Source organism: Enterococcus sp. DIV0086, from assembly GCF_050498705.1.
Lineage (GTDB): Bacteria > Bacillota > Bacilli > Lactobacillales > Enterococcaceae > Enterococcus > Enterococcus faecalis.
Map to the genome: position 1 here is coordinate 480,104 of NZ_JBNIDN010000001.1, position 20,517 is coordinate 500,620.

The window sequence follows — 20,517 nt, forward strand, 5'->3', positions numbered from 1 at the left end:
AATTAGCAACAGTTTGTGAATTTTTTTATATGCGATTCACAAGCATAGAACTCGAATAAGCTTGATTCCTCTGATATATTTTAAACAGACAGAGGGAGACGTCACCTCTGCAAAACAAAGATTGTGAAAGAAGGGATTTACAACATGAAAGTCGTAGTCGTAGGATGTACCCATGCTGGAACTTCAGCAGTTAAAAGTATTTTAGCAAATCACCCGGAGGCGGAAGTCACTGTATATGAAAGAAATGACAATATTTCCTTCCTATCTTGCGGAATTGCCTTGTACGTTGGAGGCGTAGTTAAAAATGCTGCTGATTTATTTTATTCAAATCCAGAAGAACTGGCTTCTTTAGGAGCAACAGTGAAGATGGAACACAATGTTGAAGAAATCAACGTGGACGACAAAACTGTTACAGCGAAAAACTTACAAACGGGCGCAACTGAGACCGTTTCTTATGATAAATTAGTGATGACAACTGGTTCTTGGCCAATTATTCCACCAATTCCAGGAATTGATGCTGAAAATATTTTATTATGTAAGAACTATTCACAAGCCAACGTGATCATCGAAAAAGCGAAAGATGCCAAACGTGTCGTTGTCGTTGGTGGCGGTTATATTGGTATTGAATTAGTAGAAGCTTTTGTAGAATCAGGTAAACAAGTTACTTTAGTTGACGGGTTAGACCGCATTTTAAATAAATATTTAGATAAGCCATTCACAGATGTTCTAGAAAAAGAATTAGTTGATCGTGGCGTTAATTTAGCTTTAGGTGAAAATGTCCAACAATTCGTAGCAGATGAGCAAGGAAAAGTAGCAAAAGTCATTACACCAAGTCAAGAATTCGAAGCAGATATGGTGATTATGTGTGTTGGTTTCCGTCCAAATACAGAATTATTAAAAGATAAAGTTGACATGTTACCAAATGGTGCAATTGAAGTCAATGAGTATATGCAAACAAGCAATCCTGATATTTTTGCTGCGGGTGATAGTGCAGTTGTTCACTACAACCCAAGTCAAACAAAAAATTATATCCCATTAGCAACGAATGCTGTTCGTCAAGGTATGCTAGTAGGTCGTAATTTAACTGAACAAAAATTGGCTTATCGTGGCACACAGGGAACTTCTGGTTTATATTTATTCGGTTGGAAAATTGGTTCAACAGGTGTGACAAAAGAAAGTGCCAAATTAAACGGACTAGATGTCGAAGCGACTGTTTTCGAAGATAACTATCGTCCAGAGTTTATGCCAACAACTGAAAAAGTTCTGATGGAATTAGTCTATGAAAAAGGAACACAACGCATTGTTGGTGGTCAATTGATGTCTAAATATGATATCACACAATCTGCCAATACTTTATCATTAGCGGTCCAAAATAAAATGACTGTCGAAGATTTAGCGATTTCTGATTTCTTCTTCCAACCACATTTTGATCGCCCTTGGAACTACTTAAACTTATTAGCCCAAGCCGCTTTAGAAAATATGTAATTAATAATAGAAAAAGGATGAAGAACAGAAGTTCTTCATCCTTTTTGTTAGTCACTAAGCGCTCCAGTTGTTTGGTTCATTAATGCCATTAATTGCTCTTTCGTTGTTCGTTTGATAGAAAGAGGGGGAAGATTATCTAAAGAAAAATAAGCACAATTCGAGGTTTCAATGTTTTTTTCAAAGGGATGATTTTCTAAAATCTCACAAGAAAAGATCATTTTATAGTACTGAAATAGTTGAGGAATGTCTTTTCGTTTATCTGTATCATAAACAGCAAGCAATTCTTTTGCTGTAACAACTAAGCCAGTTTCTTCCAATACTTCTTTTTCAATATTTTCTTTAGGGGAGCAGCCAATTTCGGCATAGCCACCAGGTAATGACCATTCTTTGGTCCGTAAATCTTCAACTAATAAAAAACGATTCTCTTTTTTTATCAAACCGCGAACATCTACTTTCGGTGTTGGATAGCCTTCTTCTTTAGTTAAGATTTTTTCTAAGTCGGGCAAGACAGTCGCTTCGTGTCCGGTTGCGCTAATAAGTTGTAACGTAAGTTCCCGTAGTTCTTGGTAACGTTCTTGATCAAAAGCATCTTTCCCGTAAAAAAGACCTGCATCTGCCAATGCTAGCAACCGCTTATAGGTGTTCAGATAATCCATATACGCACGCTCCTCATAGACTTAATACGTTTAGTTTAACAGAAAAAAACAAAGGAAGGGCAGATTTAGCGGGAAAAGGCGTCGTTTTAAGGAAATAATAAAGAATAAATGACTAACTTACATTTTTAAACTACTTATGCTATTATTTAATAAAAAGGATCGGGTATACAATAATTTTGTTATGTAAACAAAGCAAAAAGATTGACGTCATTCGCTAGACAGGTTAATATCATACTATTCGTTTTTACGAATCATTGGGTTTTAAGCGCCTTGAGGTTTTTCCGACATTATGGGACGCTTGGAATCCTTGTTTAATTTTAATTAAACAGTTGATTTAATCTACAAAGGAGTTTTAGTATGTCAGTATTTATTAGAGAGTGTACCGTCGCAGACGTACCAGAATTAGAGGCCATTTGCCAAGAGACTTTTGCAGATACTTATGGAGATGGCGAAAACGAAAAGGATTTACAGGCACATTATGAGAGGAAATTTAGTCCAGCAGTTTTAGAAAGCGAAATCTTACATAAAGATTCGCAATATTTCTTTGCTTTTTATAATAATGAACTTGCAGGTTATGTGAAATTAAATCACGGTGATGCTCAGATTACCTATCAACATCCACAAGCGTTACAAGTTGAGCGCATTTATATTCGTAAATCTTTTAAGCGTTTAGGCTTAGGCAAACATTTGATTACGAAAGCAATTGAATTAGCGGAAGAAGCAGAAAAAGAGACGGTTTGGTTAGGTGTTTGGGAACATAATCATCCAGCGCAAAAATTTTATCAATCATTGGGCTTCGTCAAAACAGATGAACATGATTTTTATATGGGAAATGAACGCCATACCGATTATACAATGACGAAACAGTTAAAAGAGTCAACGTAAAGCAAAAACAAGGAAACGGACGCAATGAAGCCGACGATTCCTTGTTTTTTTATCTTAAAATTGTGAAGGGGATTTTCCATAATATTTTTTGAATAATTTACTGAAATGATAGGCATCTTCGTAACCAACCGTTTTTGCTACTTCTTTGACACTTAAGGAATCATTTTTCAACAATTCTTTCGCATGGTTTAAGCGGATTTGAATTAAATAATTGATTGGCCCAACGCCTGTGGCCGCTTTAAAGGTTTTCGACAAATAAGTCGGGGTCACATATAACATTTCAGCTAACTGTTCCAAAGTAATTTCTTCGTCATGGTGCGTTTCCAGATAATAAATCGTATGATTGACTAAATTTCGTTTTCTTTTTTCCGTTTTCGATAGCCGAGTTTCAATTTTATTTTCTTGATCAACTGCTAAGCTTCTTAAAATATAAACCAATAGTTCAATAACTAAAGCTTTAATTTGTAACGCTGATTCAACTTCTTGATGGTTTAATTCATGAACAATTTGCCAAGCTTTTTCTAAAAAAGCACCATGTAAATGACTTAAATCTAATAAAGCTGATTTATTTGGAAATACGTTTCGCTCTAAGCCTTCTAAATAGAGATTTGAAATGCCAATGTGTAGTTGATGTGAGTAAGTTCCTGCTTTTTGTTGCTCACCATGTTCCGTTCGCGGATTAAAAAGAAACACCGTACCAGCAGTGGCATGGTACTGTTGCCCTTGAACAATATATTCAGATTCACCTTCTAAAAGAATAGATATTTCCAGAAATTCATGATGATGACAATTATAAGGGTGGGTCTCTTCGTTCCAAGGATCGAAGGCATATAAAATTTCAGGATTAAACGTTCGACTATTTGTGTAGTTCATAAAAAATCACTCCTGCTTGTATCCGCTTTCTATACTATATTGTACATCAAAATATACAAGAATGCCCATTTCTTTTCCTATAAAAAAACAGTAATCTTATACACGTCCATAAAAACAAGAGAGAGTAGGGGAGAAAATGAATAGTTTTGAATGGATTTGGCAATATGCTAAAAAAAATAAGAATAAGTTACTGCTAGCTGTTATTTTTGTCGTTATTAACGCTATTTTAATTGTTATTATTCCATTGTTATCTGGCAGAATTGTAGACCAAGTAATCAATCAGGGGAAAACTGAAGAGCTTGTCCCAATTCTTGGGATTATGATTGGGGTGACCGTTATTCGGACAGTTGTTCGTTATAGTTATCAAGTCTTGTTTGAATCGGTTGGACAATCTGCGTTATTTGACTTAAGAAAAGATATGTATGTCAAACTTCAAGAATTAGATTTTGATTTCTTTAATCATACACGTGTTGGCGACATTATGGCGCGAATGACAGGGGATACAGACGCTATCCGCCATTTCGTTTCTTGGGTCACTTATAACCTCTTAGAATGTATTTTATGGTTCATCGCAGCCGTGATTGTGATGGGGACGATCAATTGGCAATTGATGCTAGCATTAATTTTAATTACACCTTTGATTTTTCTGTTAACACAAAAAATGTCGAAGGAATCGCATCCGGTATTTTTTGAGATCCGGGAAAGTTTTTCTCGGCTAAATTCGATGGTCGAAGAAAATATTGGTGGAAATCGGGTGGTTAAAGCTTTTTCTCAAGAACCTTATGAAATTGAAAAGTTTAACAAGCACAATGAAGACTATAAAAAATGGAATATGGCTTCTGCAGATGTCTCAAAAAAATATTTACCGTGGTTAGACGGTTTTGCAGGTAGTTTAAATGTTATTGCCTTAGTTCTTGGTGGCCTCTTTGTGATTCAAGGTCGAATGACAATTGGTGATTTAGTGGCCTTTAACGGCTTTCTCTGGATGTTGAACATGCCAATGCGAATGAGTGGCTGGTTGATCAATGATGTGCAACGCTTTACGGCATCGTCCATTAAAATTCGTCAGTTATTAGCAACGAAACCGAAGATTCCCATTGCTCGGGAAAAAGAAGCAGAACCGATCCAAGGCTATGTGACGTTTGATCACGTGTCCTTTCATTTTTCAGATGATCCAGAAACCCCCATTTTATCGGATGTTTCATTTTCAGCAAAACCTGGTGAAACAATTGGTATTTTAGGGGAAACTGGTTCAGGCAAAACCACTTTAGTTAACTTAATCGCTCGGTTCTACGATCCAACAAAAGGCACTGTTTATATTGATGGAAAAGATGCTAAAAGCTATTCTGTTCGTAAATTGCGAGAAAATATCTCCATGGTTATGCAAGATGTCTTTCTTTTTTCCAATACAATAGAAGATAACATTGCTTTTGGTAACACATTGGCTAACTTGGAACAAGTGCAAATGATGGCTGAAATTGCTGATGCCCATAGCTTTATTTCCAGAATGCCCGAAGGTTATGCAACAATTGTTGGTGAACGCGGCGTTGGCCTATCTGGTGGTCAAAAACAGCGGATTTCACTGGCCCGTGCTTTAACCAAAGATCCAGCTATTTTAATTTTAGATGACACAACTTCCGCTGTTGATATGGAAACAGAATCAAAAATTCAAAAAGAACTAGGTCGTTTGACGGAAAAGAAAACGACATTTATTATCGCCCACCGAATTTCTTCTGTGAGAGAGGCCAATTTAATTTTGATGATGGAAAAAGGCCGTGTGGTGGAAAGCGGTACGCATAGCGAATTAGTCGAACAAAAAGGCAAATATTTTGACGTATATCAAAAACAATTAGGTCTGACAAAGGAAGGTGAGTCGCGTGGCTAGAAATACGTTTGATGTGGATGAGACTTTAGAAAAAGAATTTAATTGGTCTCATTATAAACGATTAGGCGCCTATATTAAGCCTTACAAAAAAGCTGTTTTTAAAACATTATTTGTCATCATATTAGCTAATCTGGCAAGTATGTTAGGCCCTTACTTTACTAAAATTGCGATTGACCAAGTAATTCCACAAAAGAATCTCTCGTTACTCTTGATACTAGGGGCTATTTTCCTATTTTCCTTGGTGATTATTGGTTGGTGTATGCGTTATCGAATATATGCCATCACAGAAATTGGACAAGATATTTTAAAAGATATGCGTTTTTCAATTTTTGAGCATCTACAAAAATTACCATTTTCTTATTTTGACAGTCGGCCGCATGGAAAAATTTTAATACGGGTGGTCAATTACATCAATACGTTAAGTGATTTACTAAGTAACGGATTGATCAATTTAATTTCTGATTTATTTAATGTGATTATCACCTTAATTTTCATGTTATTTATTGATGTGAAATTAACCTTATACAGTTTACTGCTATTGCCTGTGTTGTTCGTGATGGTTCTGTTTATTCAAGGGAAACAACGGAAAGCTTACCAAGAGCTTAGCAATAAACAATCAAACTTAAATGCCTATATTCATGAAAGTATTTCAGGAATTAAAATTACACAATCTTTTGCACGAGAAGATGAAAATTTCCAGATTTTTAACGAGGTAAGCGAAGAATATCGTCAATCCTTTATGAAAGCTGTACGTGTCCAGTATTTATTATGGCCAGCAGTGCAAAATATATCCGTTATTACGACTTGTTTTATCTATTTCGTAGGAATCCGTCAATTAGGTGTGTCCGTTACCACTGGGACGCTAATTGCTTTTATCGGTTATATCAATAACTTTTGGAATCCGGTCATCAATATTGGTAACTTCTACAATTCTCTGATTACTGCAACTGCCTATTTGGAAAGGATTTTTGAAACGATGGATGTTGTTCCAGAAATTCAAGATGCGCCGCACGCTATTGCGTTGCCGCCAATTAAAGGAACCGTTGACTTTCAGCATGTTTATTTCCGTTATGAAGAAGGAAAAAATATTTTGACCGATGTTAGTTTTCATATTGAGCCAGGACAAACAATCGCCTTGGTTGGGCCAACAGGTGCGGGTAAAACAACAATCATCAATTTATTAAGTCGTTTTTATGATGTGAATGAAGGGGCCGTTAAAATTGATGGTTATGATGTTCGCGATGTGACACTCCGTTCGTTAAGAAAACAAATGGGGGTAATGCTTCAAGATACGTTTATTTTTTCAGGAACGATTATTGAAAACATTCGGTACGGAAATTTAGCAGCCACAGAGGAAGAAGTCATCCAAGCCGCAAAAATTGTTCGTGCGCACGATTTTATCAAGGATTTAAAAGATGGCTATGAAACAGTTGTGGAAGAGCGGGGTAGTACACTCTCGGCAGGACAACGCCAATTAATTTCATTTGCTCGTGCTTTACTGGCAGATCCCAAAATTTTAATTTTAGACGAAGCAACCTCCAGTATTGATACAAAAACAGAAGAATTGTTACAAGAAGGACTACAACAACTTCTAAAAGGACGGACATCGTTTATTATTGCTCATCGGCTTTCTACCATCAAAAATAGCGATAAAATTTTCTATATTGATGGTGGTCGTATTGTGGAAGAAGGATCTCATGATCAACTAATGGCAAAACATGCGTTATATCATCATTTATATCAATCGCAATACGACTTATTAAAGAGCTAGATGATAAAACAGAGAAAATTCTTAGTTGAATCTTTCTCTGTTTTTCTGTATCGTAACCTTAACAAAGGAAAAAATGATGAGGTGCCAAATGAAGCGGAATTTTGAAGTGGAATTAACAACATTATGTATGATTAGAAATCAGAAAAATGAAATCCTTGTGCAAGAACGACAAAAAAAGGATTGGCCTGGTTGGACGTTCCCTGGCGGGCATGTTGAAAAAAACGAGGGTATGGATACAGCCATGGTTCGCGAACTCCTTGAAGAAACAGGCTTAGTGCTGAAACCACAATTAGTAGGTGTTGCAGAATGGCTGAATGATTGTTCGGGTGCGCGGGAATTAGCCACATTATTCATTGCAGAAACAGCGGATGAACTACCAGAAGAAACGGAACAACCCTTGTTTTGGGTCACTGAAAAAGAATTGCGAGAAGGTCCTTTAGCTGGCAGTTTAGCAGAACTTTTCCCAGTATTTTTTGGCGAAAAGCAATTTTATTTTAAAAATAATACAGCTTAATGATTCAAACCTAAAAGATTAAATCAATCCCACTTATTAAAAGAGAGAAAATCTAAAATTAAACATTGCTATTTATAAGCAATGTTTGCTATTCTTAATAAAAGGGAATTAATTTTTTATATAATGAGGGGGAAAAAGTGTGTTAAAAAGAAAAGTGGGGATTATCGCAGGCGTTTTCTGTTCAGCTTTGTTACTGACAGGCTGTGGCAAAAGTGCGAAAGATGAGTTCATTCAAGGGATTGGCAATCAAAACGCACAAGAATCTGGGGTTTGGGATTTCTCTATGTCAATTAGTGACATGAAATTTTCACAAGAAGATGGTGCACAAACGAATCCTATGATTGGGATGCTCATCACGCAAATCAAAGACGCATCGCTTTCTGGGAAGATTCAAGTAGATGCCAAAAAAGAAAAAGCATTCAGCTTAGAGATGAAATTAAAAGCGATGGGCATGGATGTACCGATTTCATTGATTGGATCATTAGATAACGAGGGCAAAGAGCCAAAACTCTATTTAGCAACAGATATGATGGAATATATTGTCGCTGTCGCAGACTCAATGACTGACGGTGCTATCGATAGTTCTCAGTTAGATACAGAAAAACTAAAAGGAAAATACATTGATCTTTTAGCCATGAACGAGGAAAGTACGAAAGAATGGCAAGATACAATCAAAGAGTATCAAGAATCGGAAAAAGAACGAAAACAGTCTGCTAAGGAATACAAAGAGTTTTTAGAAGGATTAGACAAGGATACGTTCGAGAAAAAAGGGGACACCATTACCCATACGTTTACAAAAAAAGAATTACAAAAGTTAATCAAAATTACGACAGAAGCATCTGAGAAAGGTAAAGAACAAGATCCTTTCGAAAAAATCAAAGATGTTTCTGCTAAAGTTTCTGTTAATACAAAAGAAAATAAAACAAATATGTTGATTAATGTGAAACCGCAGCAAGACAAGAACGTTGATATGGGACTTGAATCATTATCTAGTAAAACTAGCATTACACAAAAAGCCAAAAAAGCGACGATTTCAATGCCTAAGAAAGAAAATATTTTATCAGAACAAGAAGTTGAAAAAATATTTTCCGATAGCACCTCTATGACAGGTCTATCGACTGAAGACACGACTGTTGCAATCAATCAATAACGCTGAATGACCAATAAAAACGGCCGCTCAAAAAAAATAACGAAAGACCTAGCATGATTGGGATGCTAGGTCTTTTTTGAATAAAAAAACAGCATTTTAGTTTTCTTTGAATTATTGGTTGTTATTTTAGATGGTGTAAACAGTTTAAAATTAATACATTTGTTTTTGATTTAAATTCTACTGCTATTTTTAATCATTCTATTAAATAACAAATGTTTTCGAGTGTTTTTAAGCATTATTTTTGTTATGCAGAGTGGTTTTTTTATACAATGAGTATAATTTTAGATGAAGGAGTGTTTTAGGTGAGAAATCAACATTTAACTACGTCACAAGGAAGTCTAGTTGGCGATAATCAAAATTCGCTAACTGCAGGAGAATTTGGTCCTGTCCTAATCCAAGACGTTCATTTATTAGAAAAATTAGCTCATTTTAATCGTGAGCGCGTGCCAGAACGGGTTGTTCATGCCAAAGGTGCTGGTGCTCATGGGATTTTCAAGGTGAGCCAATCAATGGCACAATATACTAAAGCCGATTTTTTATCTGAAGTTGGCAAAGAAACACCTTTATTCGCTCGTTTTTCAACTGTAGCTGGAGAATTAGGTTCATCAGATACATTGCGTGATCCTCGCGGTTTTGCGCTTAAATTCTATACAGACGAAGGAAATTACGACTTAGTTGGCAATAATACGCCCATTTTTTTCATTCGTGATGCAATTAAGTTTCCAGATTTTATTCATAGCCAAAAAAGAAATCCGCGGACGCATTTGAAAAGTCCAGAAGCAGTTTGGGATTTTTGGTCTCATTCACCGGAAAGCCTTCATCAAGTAACAATTTTAATGAGTGATCGTGGCATTCCGTTGTCGTTCCGTCATATGCATGGTTTTGGTAGCCATACATTCAAATGGGTCAATGCTGCTGGAGAAGTATTTTTTGTTAAATATCACTTCAAGACGAATCAAGGAATCAAAAATCTAGAGAGTCAATTAGCAGAAGAAATTGCTGGGAAAAACCCAGATTTCCATATTGAAGATTTGCATAATGCAATTGAAAATCAAGAATTTCCTTCTTGGACATTATCTGTACAAATTATCCCGTATGCAGATGCGTTAACAATGAAAGAAACTCTTTTTGATGTAACAAAAACGGTTTCTCAAAAAGAGTATCCGCTGATTGAAGTTGGCACGATGACTTTAAATAGAAATCCAGAGAATTATTTTGCAGAGGTTGAACAAGTAACCTTTTCACCAGGGAATTTCGTTCCTGGTATTGAAGCTTCTCCAGATAAATTATTGCAAGGACGTTTGTTCGCTTATGGGGACGCACATCGTCATCGTGTGGGCGCTAATAGTCACCAATTGCCAATCAACCAAGCAAAAGCGCCTGTAAATAACTACCAAAAAGACGGCAATATGCGTTTTGACAATGGCAATAGCGAAATTAATTACGAACCAAATAGTTATACCGAAACACCAAAAGAAGATCCTACGGCGAAAATTAGTTCCTTTGAAGTTGAGGGAAATGTTGGTAATTATAGCTATAATCAAGATCACTTTACACAAGCAAACGCTTTGTATAATTTGCTGCCAAACGAAGAAAAAGAAAACTTAATTAACAATATAGCGGCATCTTTAGGTCAAGTGAAAAATCAAGAAATCATCGCGCGTCAAATTGATTTGTTCACTAGAGTAAATCCGGAATATGGAGCACGTGTCGCACAAGCAATTAATCAACAAGCATAATTTATATAACGTACGTGACAAAACCAGTCTAGATAAACTAAGCTTTTTAATGCTTTTTACTTTACTTTGTATAATGTATATTATGTAAACTAGAATAAAATAAAAAACTTTAGCCGATAAATTGCACTTCTCTTTCGACTAATTAATTTGCCCAACTAACCTTACAAGTTGTTTGCTAAGCTAGTTGGGTTTACTATTTATTTAAACCTTGGATTGTTCATTTCTTGATGAATTTCTTTGCTCGCTTCATATAGAAACAATGTTTGTTTTTTACTTGATGCATAATCGACAATGGGTTTTGGATAATTTTCTCCTAAATGTACATGATATTGCGTTTGTAAGGCTTCGTTCATTAGATTTGGTTGATGAATATACTTTTGTGGCACTTGCTTAAGTTCTGGAACATATTTTTTGATGAACTGGCCGTCATTATCAAATTTTTTTGACTGGATAATTGGATTAAAAATCCGAAAATACGGGACAGCGTCCGTTCCTGTCGAAGCAGCCCATTGCCAGCCACCGATATTATTGGCGGCATCATAATCAATCAACATTTTTTGAAAGTATTTTTCACCCCAACGCCAATCGATGTGTAAATTTTTAACTAAAAAAGAGGCAGTAATCATTCTTAAGCGGTTGTGCATCCAACCAGTTTGATTCAGTTGTCGCATTGCGGCATCAATTATAGGGTACCCCGTCTCCCCTTTTTGCCACTTGGCAAACATTTCTGGGTCATTTGCCCATTGAATATAACGAAATTTTTCTTGAATAGCTTCCTCTTTTTGTTGTGGAAACGTACTATAGATCATATTGTAAAAGTCGCGCCAAGCTAATTCTTTTTTGAAGGTTTCTTTACTTAAGCTAGAAGGCGCAGATGCAAGCTCTTGCCAAATAGTGCGAATCGAAAGTTCTCCCGTTCTTAAAAAAGTAGACAGATGACTCGTTTGATCCTGATAAGGGAAATCACGCTTATTTTCATAGGATTGAAGTTTTTGATCAATAAAAGTATTTAAGCACCTTCTGGCTGTTTTTTCGCCGACACTATAGTGTGTTAAAGGAATCCTCGCAATCTGTTCCCCATATGCTGCTTCCTCTTCTGGAAAAAGACACGCACTAAAAATTTTTTCAGCTGTATAGGAAACAGGAATCGGGGTTTCTTTAGGCGCCTCTTTCCATTTATTGTAATAGGGCGTAAACACTTGGTACTTACTGCCATCGTTCTTCTTAATTTCTTCAGAGCCATGCAAATAGGCATCTTGAAAAGAGAAAGACTGAATATTATTTTCTTCAAAAAAGCGCATAGCTTGCTGGTCCCGCTTTGCCCCAAAGCCACAAGTATCTTCATTAAAATAAATGGCCTGCCAATCGGGTAATTTGCGTTTCAAACGTGAAAATAAATCTAATGGTTCGCCGACCATGATTTGTAAATGTGCCTCTTGATCGATTCGTTCTTTAAGCGAGGCTAAACTTGCAAAAAAAGCGTTATGATTAGCACTTTCTTGAATAAATTGTTGAGGATTCATTTGGAATAATAAAATCAATTCATCAGCTGCAGAATTTTGTAACGCGTGTGCTAATGCTTTATTATCCTGTAATCGTAAATCACGTCTAAACCACATCACTCTTTTCATTTTTAAATCCTCCTAAATACTTCGTCTTGCTTATCGTAACCGTGACTGCTGATTTTTAAAAGCAACTTGCCTAGACTTTTCAAAAAGCCGATAAAAACTGGGTTTTCAGCTTTTATCGGCTTTTTGATTAAATTAATAGGAAATATTAAAAGCTTTCATATCTTTCTCAATATATTGTAGGACTTCTGTATTACCAAAAAATTGTGTAAAATAATAGGCTTGACGATAGTCATCGGCTGTGTCTTCCCCGAGCATTTGTTTATTAAAGGCTTTTTCATATAAAAGATAATCTAGCAAATAAATGGAGTGTTTGTCACGACAAATCTGAATCCCTTTTTCGCTTAAAATGACACTTTTTTGGTAGTCTTTCATTTCCGAGTAGAATTTAGCAGAATTATAATAAATTCTACAACGCTCCAAGGAACATTCTAATTTAAATTGTTCCAATTCTTGTAATGATTTTTCGTAATACACTTGCGCTTTTCTCATATCTTTTTCCAGTTCGTATAGCGTACCTAGCGCATTCAGGCTTAAAATGTTGTAAATATTGACTTTACGGTCAATTTCCGCGCCCCGGTATAGGTAAAACAAGGCCTCTGCTTTATCTTTTTTTCCTAATAAACAAGTAATTCCCTTATAATATAACAATTTAGTCGTTAGTTCATTATTAGATAAGATAAGACCTTCAGGCACTTCTTGTAATAAATTGTAGGCCTCTAAGTGAAATAACCGTAAAGATAAATCCTCGACTTTGTTTAGTAGATTTTCAATTTTCTTTTCTTCAGAAATCATCATGCATTCTTCTACTTCTAAATCTAATCGGAGGCAAATAGATGAGAAAATATCTAAACTGTCACATAGATTACGGTTTTCAATATTACTAATTGTTGCTTGCGTACAGATGCCGTTAGCCAGCTCTGATTGTGTGATTTTTTTAAGTTTTCTCGCTTGTTTTATTTTGTCTCCTGCTACCTTCACGAACAGACCTCCACTTGTATTATTATGTAAATTCATTAAAAAATGTTATACTTTGATTATCAATTAAAGGAGGTACATGCTATGTTTGATTTACTTGCATTATTGACTGGAACATCAACTTATGGCAACGTTCCCCATGTTTAATTAGTCAATGCGTGTCAAGTATGGTCTTCCATACTTGGCATGTTTCCTTTAAAACTGACTCAATCATACTACAAACGGATAGACAAATACAACCGAAAATCATTGGTTTTTTATTAAGAAAAAGAACAGCAAGAAGTGATAACTACTTCTTGCTGTTCTTTTGTTTAGTTAGGTGTATTTAGATTTAAAATAATTTGTTCCGGCGTAATTTCATTATGATCTGACATCATTGGTTCTACGCTTAAATAACTTGAAGTGTTTGTAATGATAACCATGACAGTTGAGTCAAGCCCAGCTTCTTTAATGGCTTTTCGATCGAACGTTCCTAAAAGATCTCCTTTTTTAACACGGTGACCTTGGGTTACTTGTGTCTGAAAGACTTCCTGCCCCAACGTGACGGTATCAATTCCTATATGAATTAATACTTCAGCTCCTGCGTCCGTTTGGATACCATAAGCGTGCCCAGTTTCTGCAACCAAGTTTAATAAACCATCTGCAGGTGCGTAAACCTTGTTCGCTGTTGGCATGATTGCTAAACCTTTGCCCATCATCTCGCTTGAAAATACTGGGTCATTAACAGCAGTAAGATTCATGGCGTAACCATTTACCGGAGAAAAAAGTTGTTCATCTAAGGTGTTATGTTGCATTTCAAAGACTTCGCGTTCTTCCTCTTCGATTACTTTATCTGAAATTAAAACCTCTTGTGGAATTGCAAATAGACTGGTTAATGCATAACATACACCGACAGATAAAAGTGCGACTAATAAATAGATCACTAATTGATGTGCACTATAGATATACATTAAGAAAGAAGGAATAACGGCTAATCCATAAGAATTTGATTGAATATGAAAAATAGCTAAAATTGCTCCGCCTAAACCTGATGTAAACAAGACACATAGCAGCGGTTTTAAGTTCCAACGAATAAGTAATCCAAATAACACAGGCTCACTAACTCCAAATAATTGAGACAACATAGAACCAATGGCTGTCGACTTCACTTTGCTATCTTGCGCTTTTTTCGCAAAGGCTAAACAACTGCCAACGTTGGCAAACCCATACATGGCACATATTGTAATCAATGCATTAAATCCTGTATTTGCTAATAATGATGTTTCTACCATAGTTAGTGTATGATGAATACCAATCAAAACCATTAAAGGATATGAGGCACCAATCACGAAACCACCTAGTCCTAAGGGCAACCCAATCAACCATTGGACAACATCTACCATGCCTAACTCAACGGTATGCAAAATTGGGCCAATTCCGAGAATCATGATTAAAAAAGTAATTAACATAGTCATAAAAGGTGTAAAAATTTGATCAAGAATATTCGGCATCTTTTTTCGGAAAAAAAGTTCAATCTTTGCGCCAATTATACCAGCAGCAATTGCACTTAAAACGGAACCTTGTGCACCGACAACTGGGATAAAACCAAAAGCCATAATAGCTTTCACGCCAGAATCTGGTGTTGCAACTGCATAAGCGTTTGGTAAAATGGGTGATACCATCATTAAACCAATAACAATCCCGATTACAGGCGTCGCATTAAATGCTTTAAAGGTAGACCAAACAATCAAAGCTGGCAAAAAGGCAAAGACGGTATCTGTAATGACAGAGACAATTTGTTGAAAGCTTTCAGGAATATTGGCTACACTTGCTCCGAATAATTGTAAAAAAGTGTCGTTAAAAATAACACCTTTTAACCCTAGGAACAATCCTGTTGCTGCAATTACTGGAACAATTGGAATGAATATTTCACTTAAAATGCGCATTGTTTTGCGCATGCCTGTTTCATTATTTTTTAAAATTGCTGTTTGCTCTGCTTTTGACACAACATTGATTCCAAGTTTTTCTATTTCATCATACACTTTAGTCACAATACCAGTTCCTAAAATCACTTGGTATTGACCACCATTATAAAAAACCCCCTTGACTAAATCGATTTTTTCTAGTTGTTTACCATCTACTTGTTCATGGTCCTTCAAAATAAAACGTAACCGCGTTTGACAATGGGTGACCGATATAATGTTATCCATACCGATTAATTGAATAATGTCTTTGGCTGCCTGCTGATAATTTTCTGCCATGTTATACTCCTCCTAGCTACTCATTTATAGTAATCAATAGTCCTTGATAGCTTTTTAATAATGTTCCCTGCTGAACTAACTGCTCTCGTTCTTCAGACTGTGTATCAAAAATAACTGTGCCATTAACTAAATAATGAGGGATTGGAACCGCCTCACCAAAATTAAAAAAGGCGTAAATTGTTTTTTCATTTAATTTGCGTTTATAAGCAATAACATTATCTGGAAGATTTGATAGTCCCTCAAATGTTCCATAAAGTAAGATGTCTGTATAGGGACTCTTTTGACGAAATGCAATCATCCGCTTATAGAAATGAAAAATACTTTGACTATTTTTTATTTCTGCTTCGGCATTGATTTCTTTATAATTATCCACCATTCCTAACCAAGGCTTGACGCTTGAAAAACCGCCATACATAGAATCATTCCATGGAAAAGGCGTGCGGGCATTGTCTCGACTACGCAAATTGACAAGTGACAAGGCTTCTTTGGGTGTAAATCCTTCTTTTATTGCTCGATAGTATTGATCAATGCTAGAAATATCATCGAATTCATCAATCGAACCCCTTTCAAAATTGGTCATTCCTAATTCTTGTCCTTGGTAAATAAAAGGCGTACCCCTTAAAAAGAAATACATGGCGCCGAATGTTTTAACCGCATTTGGCTGTTGAGCCTGTTCTTTTAAATATTTCGTTGTCGCTCGAGGTTGATCATGATTTTCAATAAAATTTGCACTCCAACCAGCCTTTTGCATGGCTTCTTGCTGTTTGAAAATTAATGTGCGTAAATCATTCCAAGACCAATCGATTCTATAAAACCATTCACTTCCTGATTTCACATCCAAATCAGCCCATTTGAAGTCAAAAATCATGTCGAAATACCCTGTTTCTCCAATAAATTCTGATAAATTTGGATAATTGACGCCGGCCGCTTCGGCAACTGTGACAATATCAAAGCCAGCAAAAGCTTTTTCTTTTAATTCGTTCAGAAAGTCACTCATTCCTGGCATGTTTCTACTAGCTTTTGTTACTTTGGCTAATTGATCTGCCCCATCAGCAGGTAAGTTTGTCCAAGTCAAATCTTTCTTAATAAAATTAATCGCATCTACACGAAAACCAGCAATTCCTTTGTTTAACCAAAAACGAATCATTTGATAGATTTCTTTGCGTAGTTCAGGATTTTCCCAATTTAAATCCGGCTGTTTTTTATGAAAGGCATGAAAGTAGTAGGCATCTTCCCCAGGTAATTTTTCCCAAACACTACCACCGAAGTTAGACCGCCAATTTGTAGGTGCTTCTCGTCCTTCTTTTATAATATAAAAGTCTCGAAAACGACTTTGAGGATTTTTTAAAACATCTTGAAACCAAGCATGTTCATCAGATGTATGGTTTACCACCAAATCTAAAATAACTTTTATGTTTCGTTTTTTTGCTTCTTCAATGAGTTCATCGAAGTCTGCCATTGTACCAAAATCGCTAGAAATACCATAATAGTCTGAAATATCATATCCATTGTCAGCCATTGGCGACGGGTACATTGGACTCAGCCAAATCAGCGTAATTCCTAAATTTTCTAAGTAATCCAGTTTTTGAATAATGCCTTGTAAATCACCAATTCCGTCATTATTACTATCCGAAAAGCTACGTGGATAAATTTGATAGGCCACTTCTTTTTGCCACCAATTTCTGTTCATTCTGGTTCTCCTCACTCTTAAACTAGTCCTGTTAATTTTTTCTGTAACCGTTTTTACATTTTGTATGATACTCGTTTTTGCGTAATATGTCAAACGTTTATCATAAATAAATGTAAATTATAATATTCTTTTTATTTAAATAGATTTATATATGTTATACGTTTGACTTTTTTCTGATTTGTTTATACTATTAGACTAACTACTATTTTCTAATAAAGGAGACATTACTTATGTCAAGCATCATGAACCAATGGACTGATGAATTACGTTATGCACCTTATTCTTCTTGGACATCTGCTCACCTCGAAAATTTAACTTCTATTATCGCGCAATCTAGTTGGCGTTTTAAGTATCATATTCAACCACAGACAGGACTACTAAATGATCCCAACGGTTTTTCATATTTCAATAACCAGTGGCATTTATTTTATCAAGCGTTTCCTTTCGGGAGTGTTCACGGACTAAAAAGTTGGGCCCACTTAACTTCCTCCGACTTAATTCACTGGGAGTATGAAGGAATCGCCCTTTATCCCGACTCTGAATATGATTCTCATGGCGTCTATTCAGGTTCAGCTTTACCAATAGATAACCAACTATGTTTATTTTATACAGGGAATGTTCGTGATCAAACTTGGCAACGATTTGCATATCAAAATATTGCATGGCTGAATTCTTTAGGTGCGATCACAAAGGAATCAACACCATTCCTACCAATTGACTCCAATTATTCTTCCCATTTTCGTGATCCGATGGTATTTCCTTATCAAGAAGGACTTGTTTTATTAATTGGTGCTAGTGATTTAAATGGACAAGGAAAAATTGTGGTCTATTTTTCTAAAGATCGAAACGTACACAATTTTCATCAACTTGGCGAATTGACGTTCACCGACCAAGAATTAGGCTACATGGTTGAATGCCCCAATTTGGTATTTATTGATGGCCAGCCTGTCTTATTATTTTGCCCACAAGGTCTATCTCCATCTGTAAAAAGTTATCAGAATATCTATCCGAATATGTACACATTGGCCAAAACGTTTGATTTGGAGAATCTTTCCTTAGTTCAGGCTGAGCCTTTTGAAAATTTAGATGAAGGGTTTGATGTCTACGCCACTCAAGCCTTTAATACGCCAGATGGTCGTGCACTTGCGGTCAGTTGGATTGGATTGCCAGAAATCACTTACCCAAGTGATGTGGAGGGTTGGGCAAATGGCTTAAGTCTGGTTAAAGAACTCACAATTCACAACGGGAAACTATTTCAATATCCAGTTTCTGAAACAGAAATGCTTCGTCAATCCGCCACTACTTTATCAAATGGCTGCCATTTTTTATCTACTGCTTCTTTTGAATTAGAAGTGGATATTCCCAAAAATGAGATTGCTTTTATTCGGCTTTTAGCGAACGAAACGGGTTCAAAAGGACTTTTAATTACAATTGATACGATTCATGGTAAAATAACCCTTGATCGAACATTTGCTGGCCAACCTTTTGCTGAAAAGTATGGCACAATTCGTGAAACTAAAATTAGGAAAAATAAGTCAGTTCAGTTAACTATTTTTGTTGATTGCTCTGTTGCAGAAATCTATGTAAATAAAGGTGAAAAAACGATGACTGGTCGCTTCTTTCCAGATAAAGCGCAACAGTATCTTCATCTATCCAAGACGGCAAAAGCTTGTTTTTATGAGCTGGAAAATACGAATAATTAGGAATGATGGTGAATTTTGATGGTGGTTAAATTAACGGATGTAGCAAAGCTTGCTGGGGTGAGCCCGACAACGGTGAGCCGCGTGATTAATAATTATGGTTATCTTAGTCAAAAAACAATTGATAAAGTTCATCAAGCGATGGAAGAATTAAATTATCAACCTAATGGATTAGCCAGAAGCCTCCAAGGAAAAAGTACGCAGCTGATTGGTTTAGTCTTCCCTTCTGTTAGTCATACATTTTTTGGTGAATTAATTGAAACACTGGAAAGAAAGCTTTTTGTTCAAGGATATAAAGTGATTTTATGTGATAGTGAAAAAGATCCAGAAAAAGAGCGCGCCTATTTACGAATGCTCGCTGCAAATAAAGTGGACGGTGTAATCACTGGTAGCCATAACTTAGCTATTAACGAATATGAAAATGTTTCACTACCTATTGTTTCCTTTGACCGTTTCTTGGCACCTGGCATTCCAATTGTCTCTTCGCAAAACTTTCAAGGTGGCCAAAAAGCCACTGAAGCCTTATTTGCAAGTGGTGCACAAAAGATTGCAATTATTACTGGTGCTAATAACACAGGCGCACCTAGCGATTATCGATTGGCTGGTTATAAACAAACAATGGAAAAATATGGCGCAGAAAAAACGATTCTACAAATTGATAATGGGACCTCAACAACATTAAAAAATCTAGAAATCGAACGTTTGCTTCAAAATAAAACTGTAGACGGCATCTTTTGTACAGATGATTTGACAGCAATTACAGTTATGAATATTGCTCAAAAATTGAAGATATCCATTCCTGAAGAATTAAAAGTAATTGGTTATGATGGGACAAAATTAATCAAAAGAATTGCCCCACAACTATCAACCATTGTGCAGCCGATCGACGAGATGTGTGACGTTATGATTGACTTACTGCTTCGTAGAATGAAGGATCCTGATGTTGCACTCGAGGAAAATTATCCTATTCCGATTCAGCTATCATTGTCTGAATCCTGTTAAAAAAGACACCTGAAAAGGTGTCTTTTTTTATTCTTAATTCCTCATTTGCCCATTTTCCCTTAATTCCAAAGCACAGAGATTAAATAATACAACAACATGATCCCTACAAATACACCGAGCATTAGTAAAACATACCACCAATTTTTGGCGCTATAGGTTTCATTTTTATCTTTTTCGGTTCGTTTCCCGGCAGCCCATTTCCATAAATCGTAATTATTCATCTCTCTCACCACCTTTAATGGGTTTATTAACTTAAGCCTAACACGGAATGACAGAACTTGAAAACAAAAGGATCACCCGCTTATGCAATGGATGATCCTT

Annotated in this window: 16 protein-coding genes and 1 pseudogene; 10 read left to right on the forward strand and 7 right to left on the reverse strand. The window is 36.0% G+C overall.

Annotation, left to right across the window (positions count from 1 at the left end; genetic code table 11):
* The first annotated feature begins 144 nt into the window (after nt 1-144).
* Nucleotides 145-1,485, forward strand: coding sequence for an NADH oxidase (locus tag IGI63_RS02275; protein WP_002361833.1), 1,341 nt, complete (start codon nt 145-147; stop codon nt 1,483-1,485).
* Between the two features lie 47 nt (nt 1,486-1,532).
* Here IGI63_RS02275 and IGI63_RS02280 read toward each other — a convergent pair whose 3' ends face one another.
* Entirely contained in the window at nt 1,533-2,141 is a 609-nt protein-coding gene (locus tag IGI63_RS02280) for an NUDIX hydrolase N-terminal domain-containing protein (RefSeq protein WP_002360295.1), read from the reverse strand.
* Between the two features lie 233 nt (nt 2,142-2,374).
* Between IGI63_RS02280 and IGI63_RS02285 the strand changes: the two are divergent.
* Nucleotides 2,375-2,479, forward strand: a pseudogene (locus IGI63_RS02285) (GNAT family N-acetyltransferase); the annotation flags it as partial.
* A 19-nt stretch (nt 2,480-2,498) separates the two neighbouring features.
* Nucleotides 2,499-3,026, forward strand: coding sequence for a GNAT family N-acetyltransferase (locus tag IGI63_RS02290; RefSeq protein ID WP_002361836.1), 528 nt, complete (start codon nt 2,499-2,501; stop codon nt 3,024-3,026).
* Between the two features lie 54 nt (nt 3,027-3,080).
* On the opposite strand, the gene IGI63_RS02295 is transcribed toward IGI63_RS02290, so the two are convergent.
* The gene (locus IGI63_RS02295; RefSeq protein WP_002363966.1) at nt 3,081-3,899 is read right to left on the reverse strand and encodes a helix-turn-helix transcriptional regulator; all 819 of its coding nucleotides are present in this window, start codon (nt 3,897-3,899) and stop codon (nt 3,081-3,083) included.
* A gap of 136 nt (nt 3,900-4,035) precedes the next feature.
* Here IGI63_RS02295 and IGI63_RS02300 point away from each other — a divergent pair, with 136 nt between their 5' ends.
* The 5 genes from IGI63_RS02300 to IGI63_RS02320 all read left to right on the forward strand — a co-directional run bounded on the left by IGI63_RS02300 (nt 4,036) and on the right by IGI63_RS02320 (nt 10,958).
* A complete protein-coding gene (locus tag IGI63_RS02300) occupies nt 4,036-5,784 on the forward strand; it encodes an ABC transporter ATP-binding protein (protein WP_002357553.1) in 1,749 nt (582 codons plus the stop codon).
* Nucleotides 5,777-7,555 (forward strand): ABC transporter ATP-binding protein, encoded by a 1,779-nt coding sequence (locus IGI63_RS02305; protein ID WP_002378276.1) that lies wholly within the window; start codon nt 5,777-5,779, stop codon nt 7,553-7,555. The genes IGI63_RS02300 and IGI63_RS02305 overlap by 8 nt, the downstream gene beginning before the upstream one ends.
* A gap of 88 nt (nt 7,556-7,643) precedes the next feature.
* Nucleotides 7,644-8,069 (forward strand): NUDIX domain-containing protein, encoded by a 426-nt coding sequence (locus tag IGI63_RS02310; RefSeq protein ID WP_429975234.1) that lies wholly within the window; start codon nt 7,644-7,646, stop codon nt 8,067-8,069.
* A 139-nt stretch (nt 8,070-8,208) separates the two neighbouring features.
* Nucleotides 8,209-9,219 carry a hypothetical protein gene (locus tag IGI63_RS02315; protein ID WP_429975235.1) on the forward strand — a complete coding sequence of 337 codons (1,011 nt, stop codon included), beginning with the start codon at nt 8,209-8,211 and terminating at the stop codon, nt 9,217-9,219.
* A gap of 302 nt (nt 9,220-9,521) precedes the next feature.
* On the forward strand, nt 9,522-10,958 hold the full coding sequence (locus tag IGI63_RS02320; RefSeq protein ID WP_429975236.1) for a catalase: 1,437 nt from the start codon (nt 9,522-9,524) through the stop codon (nt 10,956-10,958).
* A gap of 197 nt (nt 10,959-11,155) precedes the next feature.
* Here IGI63_RS02320 and IGI63_RS02325 read toward each other — a convergent pair whose 3' ends face one another.
* The 4 genes from IGI63_RS02325 to IGI63_RS02340 all read right to left on the reverse strand — a co-directional run bounded on the left by IGI63_RS02325 (nt 11,156) and on the right by IGI63_RS02340 (nt 17,494).
* Nucleotides 11,156-12,589, reverse strand: a complete 1,434-nt coding sequence (locus tag IGI63_RS02325) for a cryptochrome/photolyase family protein (protein WP_429975237.1) — start codon at nt 12,587-12,589, stop codon at nt 11,156-11,158.
* 132 nt (nt 12,590-12,721) lie between these two features.
* A complete protein-coding gene (locus tag IGI63_RS02330; protein ID WP_002363971.1) occupies nt 12,722-13,603 on the reverse strand; it encodes a helix-turn-helix domain-containing protein in 882 nt (293 codons plus the stop codon).
* Between the two features lie 272 nt (nt 13,604-13,875).
* Complete coding sequence (locus IGI63_RS02335; RefSeq protein WP_002357541.1) at nt 13,876-15,804, reverse strand: sucrose-specific PTS transporter subunit IIBC; 1,929 nt, start codon at nt 15,802-15,804, stop codon at nt 13,876-13,878.
* A 16-nt stretch (nt 15,805-15,820) separates the two neighbouring features.
* Entirely contained in the window at nt 15,821-17,494 is a 1,674-nt protein-coding gene (locus IGI63_RS02340) for an alpha-amylase family glycosyl hydrolase (protein WP_174118989.1), read from the reverse strand.
* 242 nt (nt 17,495-17,736) lie between these two features.
* Between IGI63_RS02340 and IGI63_RS02345 the strand changes: the two genes are divergently transcribed.
* Together IGI63_RS02345 and IGI63_RS02350 are read left to right on the forward strand one after the other, a co-directional pair.
* Entirely contained in the window at nt 17,737-19,197 is a 1,461-nt protein-coding gene (locus tag IGI63_RS02345; RefSeq protein WP_429975975.1) for a sucrose-6-phosphate hydrolase, read from the forward strand.
* A gap of 18 nt (nt 19,198-19,215) precedes the next feature.
* Nucleotides 19,216-20,196, forward strand: a complete 981-nt coding sequence (locus IGI63_RS02350) for a LacI family DNA-binding transcriptional regulator (protein ID WP_429975238.1) — start codon at nt 19,216-19,218, stop codon at nt 20,194-20,196.
* A 59-nt stretch (nt 20,197-20,255) separates the two neighbouring features.
* On the opposite strand, the gene IGI63_RS02355 is transcribed toward IGI63_RS02350, so the two are convergent.
* On the reverse strand, nt 20,256-20,417 hold the full coding sequence (locus IGI63_RS02355) for a hypothetical protein (protein ID WP_002361843.1): 162 nt from the start codon (nt 20,415-20,417) through the stop codon (nt 20,256-20,258).
* Nucleotides 20,418-20,517 lie beyond the last annotated feature (100 nt).

Excerpts from the sequence above, each read along its gene's own strand:
- IGI63_RS02295 (WP_002363966.1), bottom strand. The coding sequence starts at position 3,899 with ATGAACTACACAAATAGTCGAACGTTTAATCCTGAAATTTTATATGCC.
- IGI63_RS02300 (WP_002357553.1), top strand. The coding sequence starts at position 4,036 with ATGAATAGTTTTGAATGGATTTGGCAATATGCTAAAAAAAATAAGAAT.
- IGI63_RS02340 (WP_174118989.1), bottom strand. The coding sequence starts at position 17,494 with ATGAACAGAAATTGGTGGCAAAAAGAAGTGGCCTATCAAATTTATCCA.
- IGI63_RS02345 (WP_429975975.1), top strand. The coding sequence starts at position 17,737 with ATGAACCAATGGACTGATGAATTACGTTATGCACCTTATTCTTCTTGG.
- IGI63_RS02280 (WP_002360295.1), bottom strand. The coding sequence starts at position 2,141 with ATGGATTATCTGAACACCTATAAGCGGTTGCTAGCATTGGCAGATGCA.
- IGI63_RS02325 (WP_429975237.1), bottom strand. The coding sequence starts at position 12,589 with ATGAAAAGAGTGATGTGGTTTAGACGTGATTTACGATTACAGGATAAT.
- IGI63_RS02335 (WP_002357541.1), bottom strand. The coding sequence starts at position 15,804 with ATGGCAGAAAATTATCAGCAGGCAGCCAAAGACATTATTCAATTAATC.
- IGI63_RS02330 (WP_002363971.1), bottom strand. The coding sequence starts at position 13,603 with ATGAATTTACATAATAATACAAGTGGAGGTCTGTTCGTGAAGGTAGCA.
- IGI63_RS02275 (WP_002361833.1), top strand. The coding sequence starts at position 145 with ATGAAAGTCGTAGTCGTAGGATGTACCCATGCTGGAACTTCAGCAGTT.
- IGI63_RS02350 (WP_429975238.1), top strand. The coding sequence starts at position 19,216 with ATGGTGGTTAAATTAACGGATGTAGCAAAGCTTGCTGGGGTGAGCCCG.
- IGI63_RS02310 (WP_429975234.1), top strand. The coding sequence starts at position 7,644 with ATGAAGCGGAATTTTGAAGTGGAATTAACAACATTATGTATGATTAGA.
- IGI63_RS02290 (WP_002361836.1), top strand. The coding sequence starts at position 2,499 with ATGTCAGTATTTATTAGAGAGTGTACCGTCGCAGACGTACCAGAATTA.
- IGI63_RS02355 (WP_002361843.1), bottom strand. The coding sequence starts at position 20,417 with ATGAATAATTACGATTTATGGAAATGGGCTGCCGGGAAACGAACCGAA.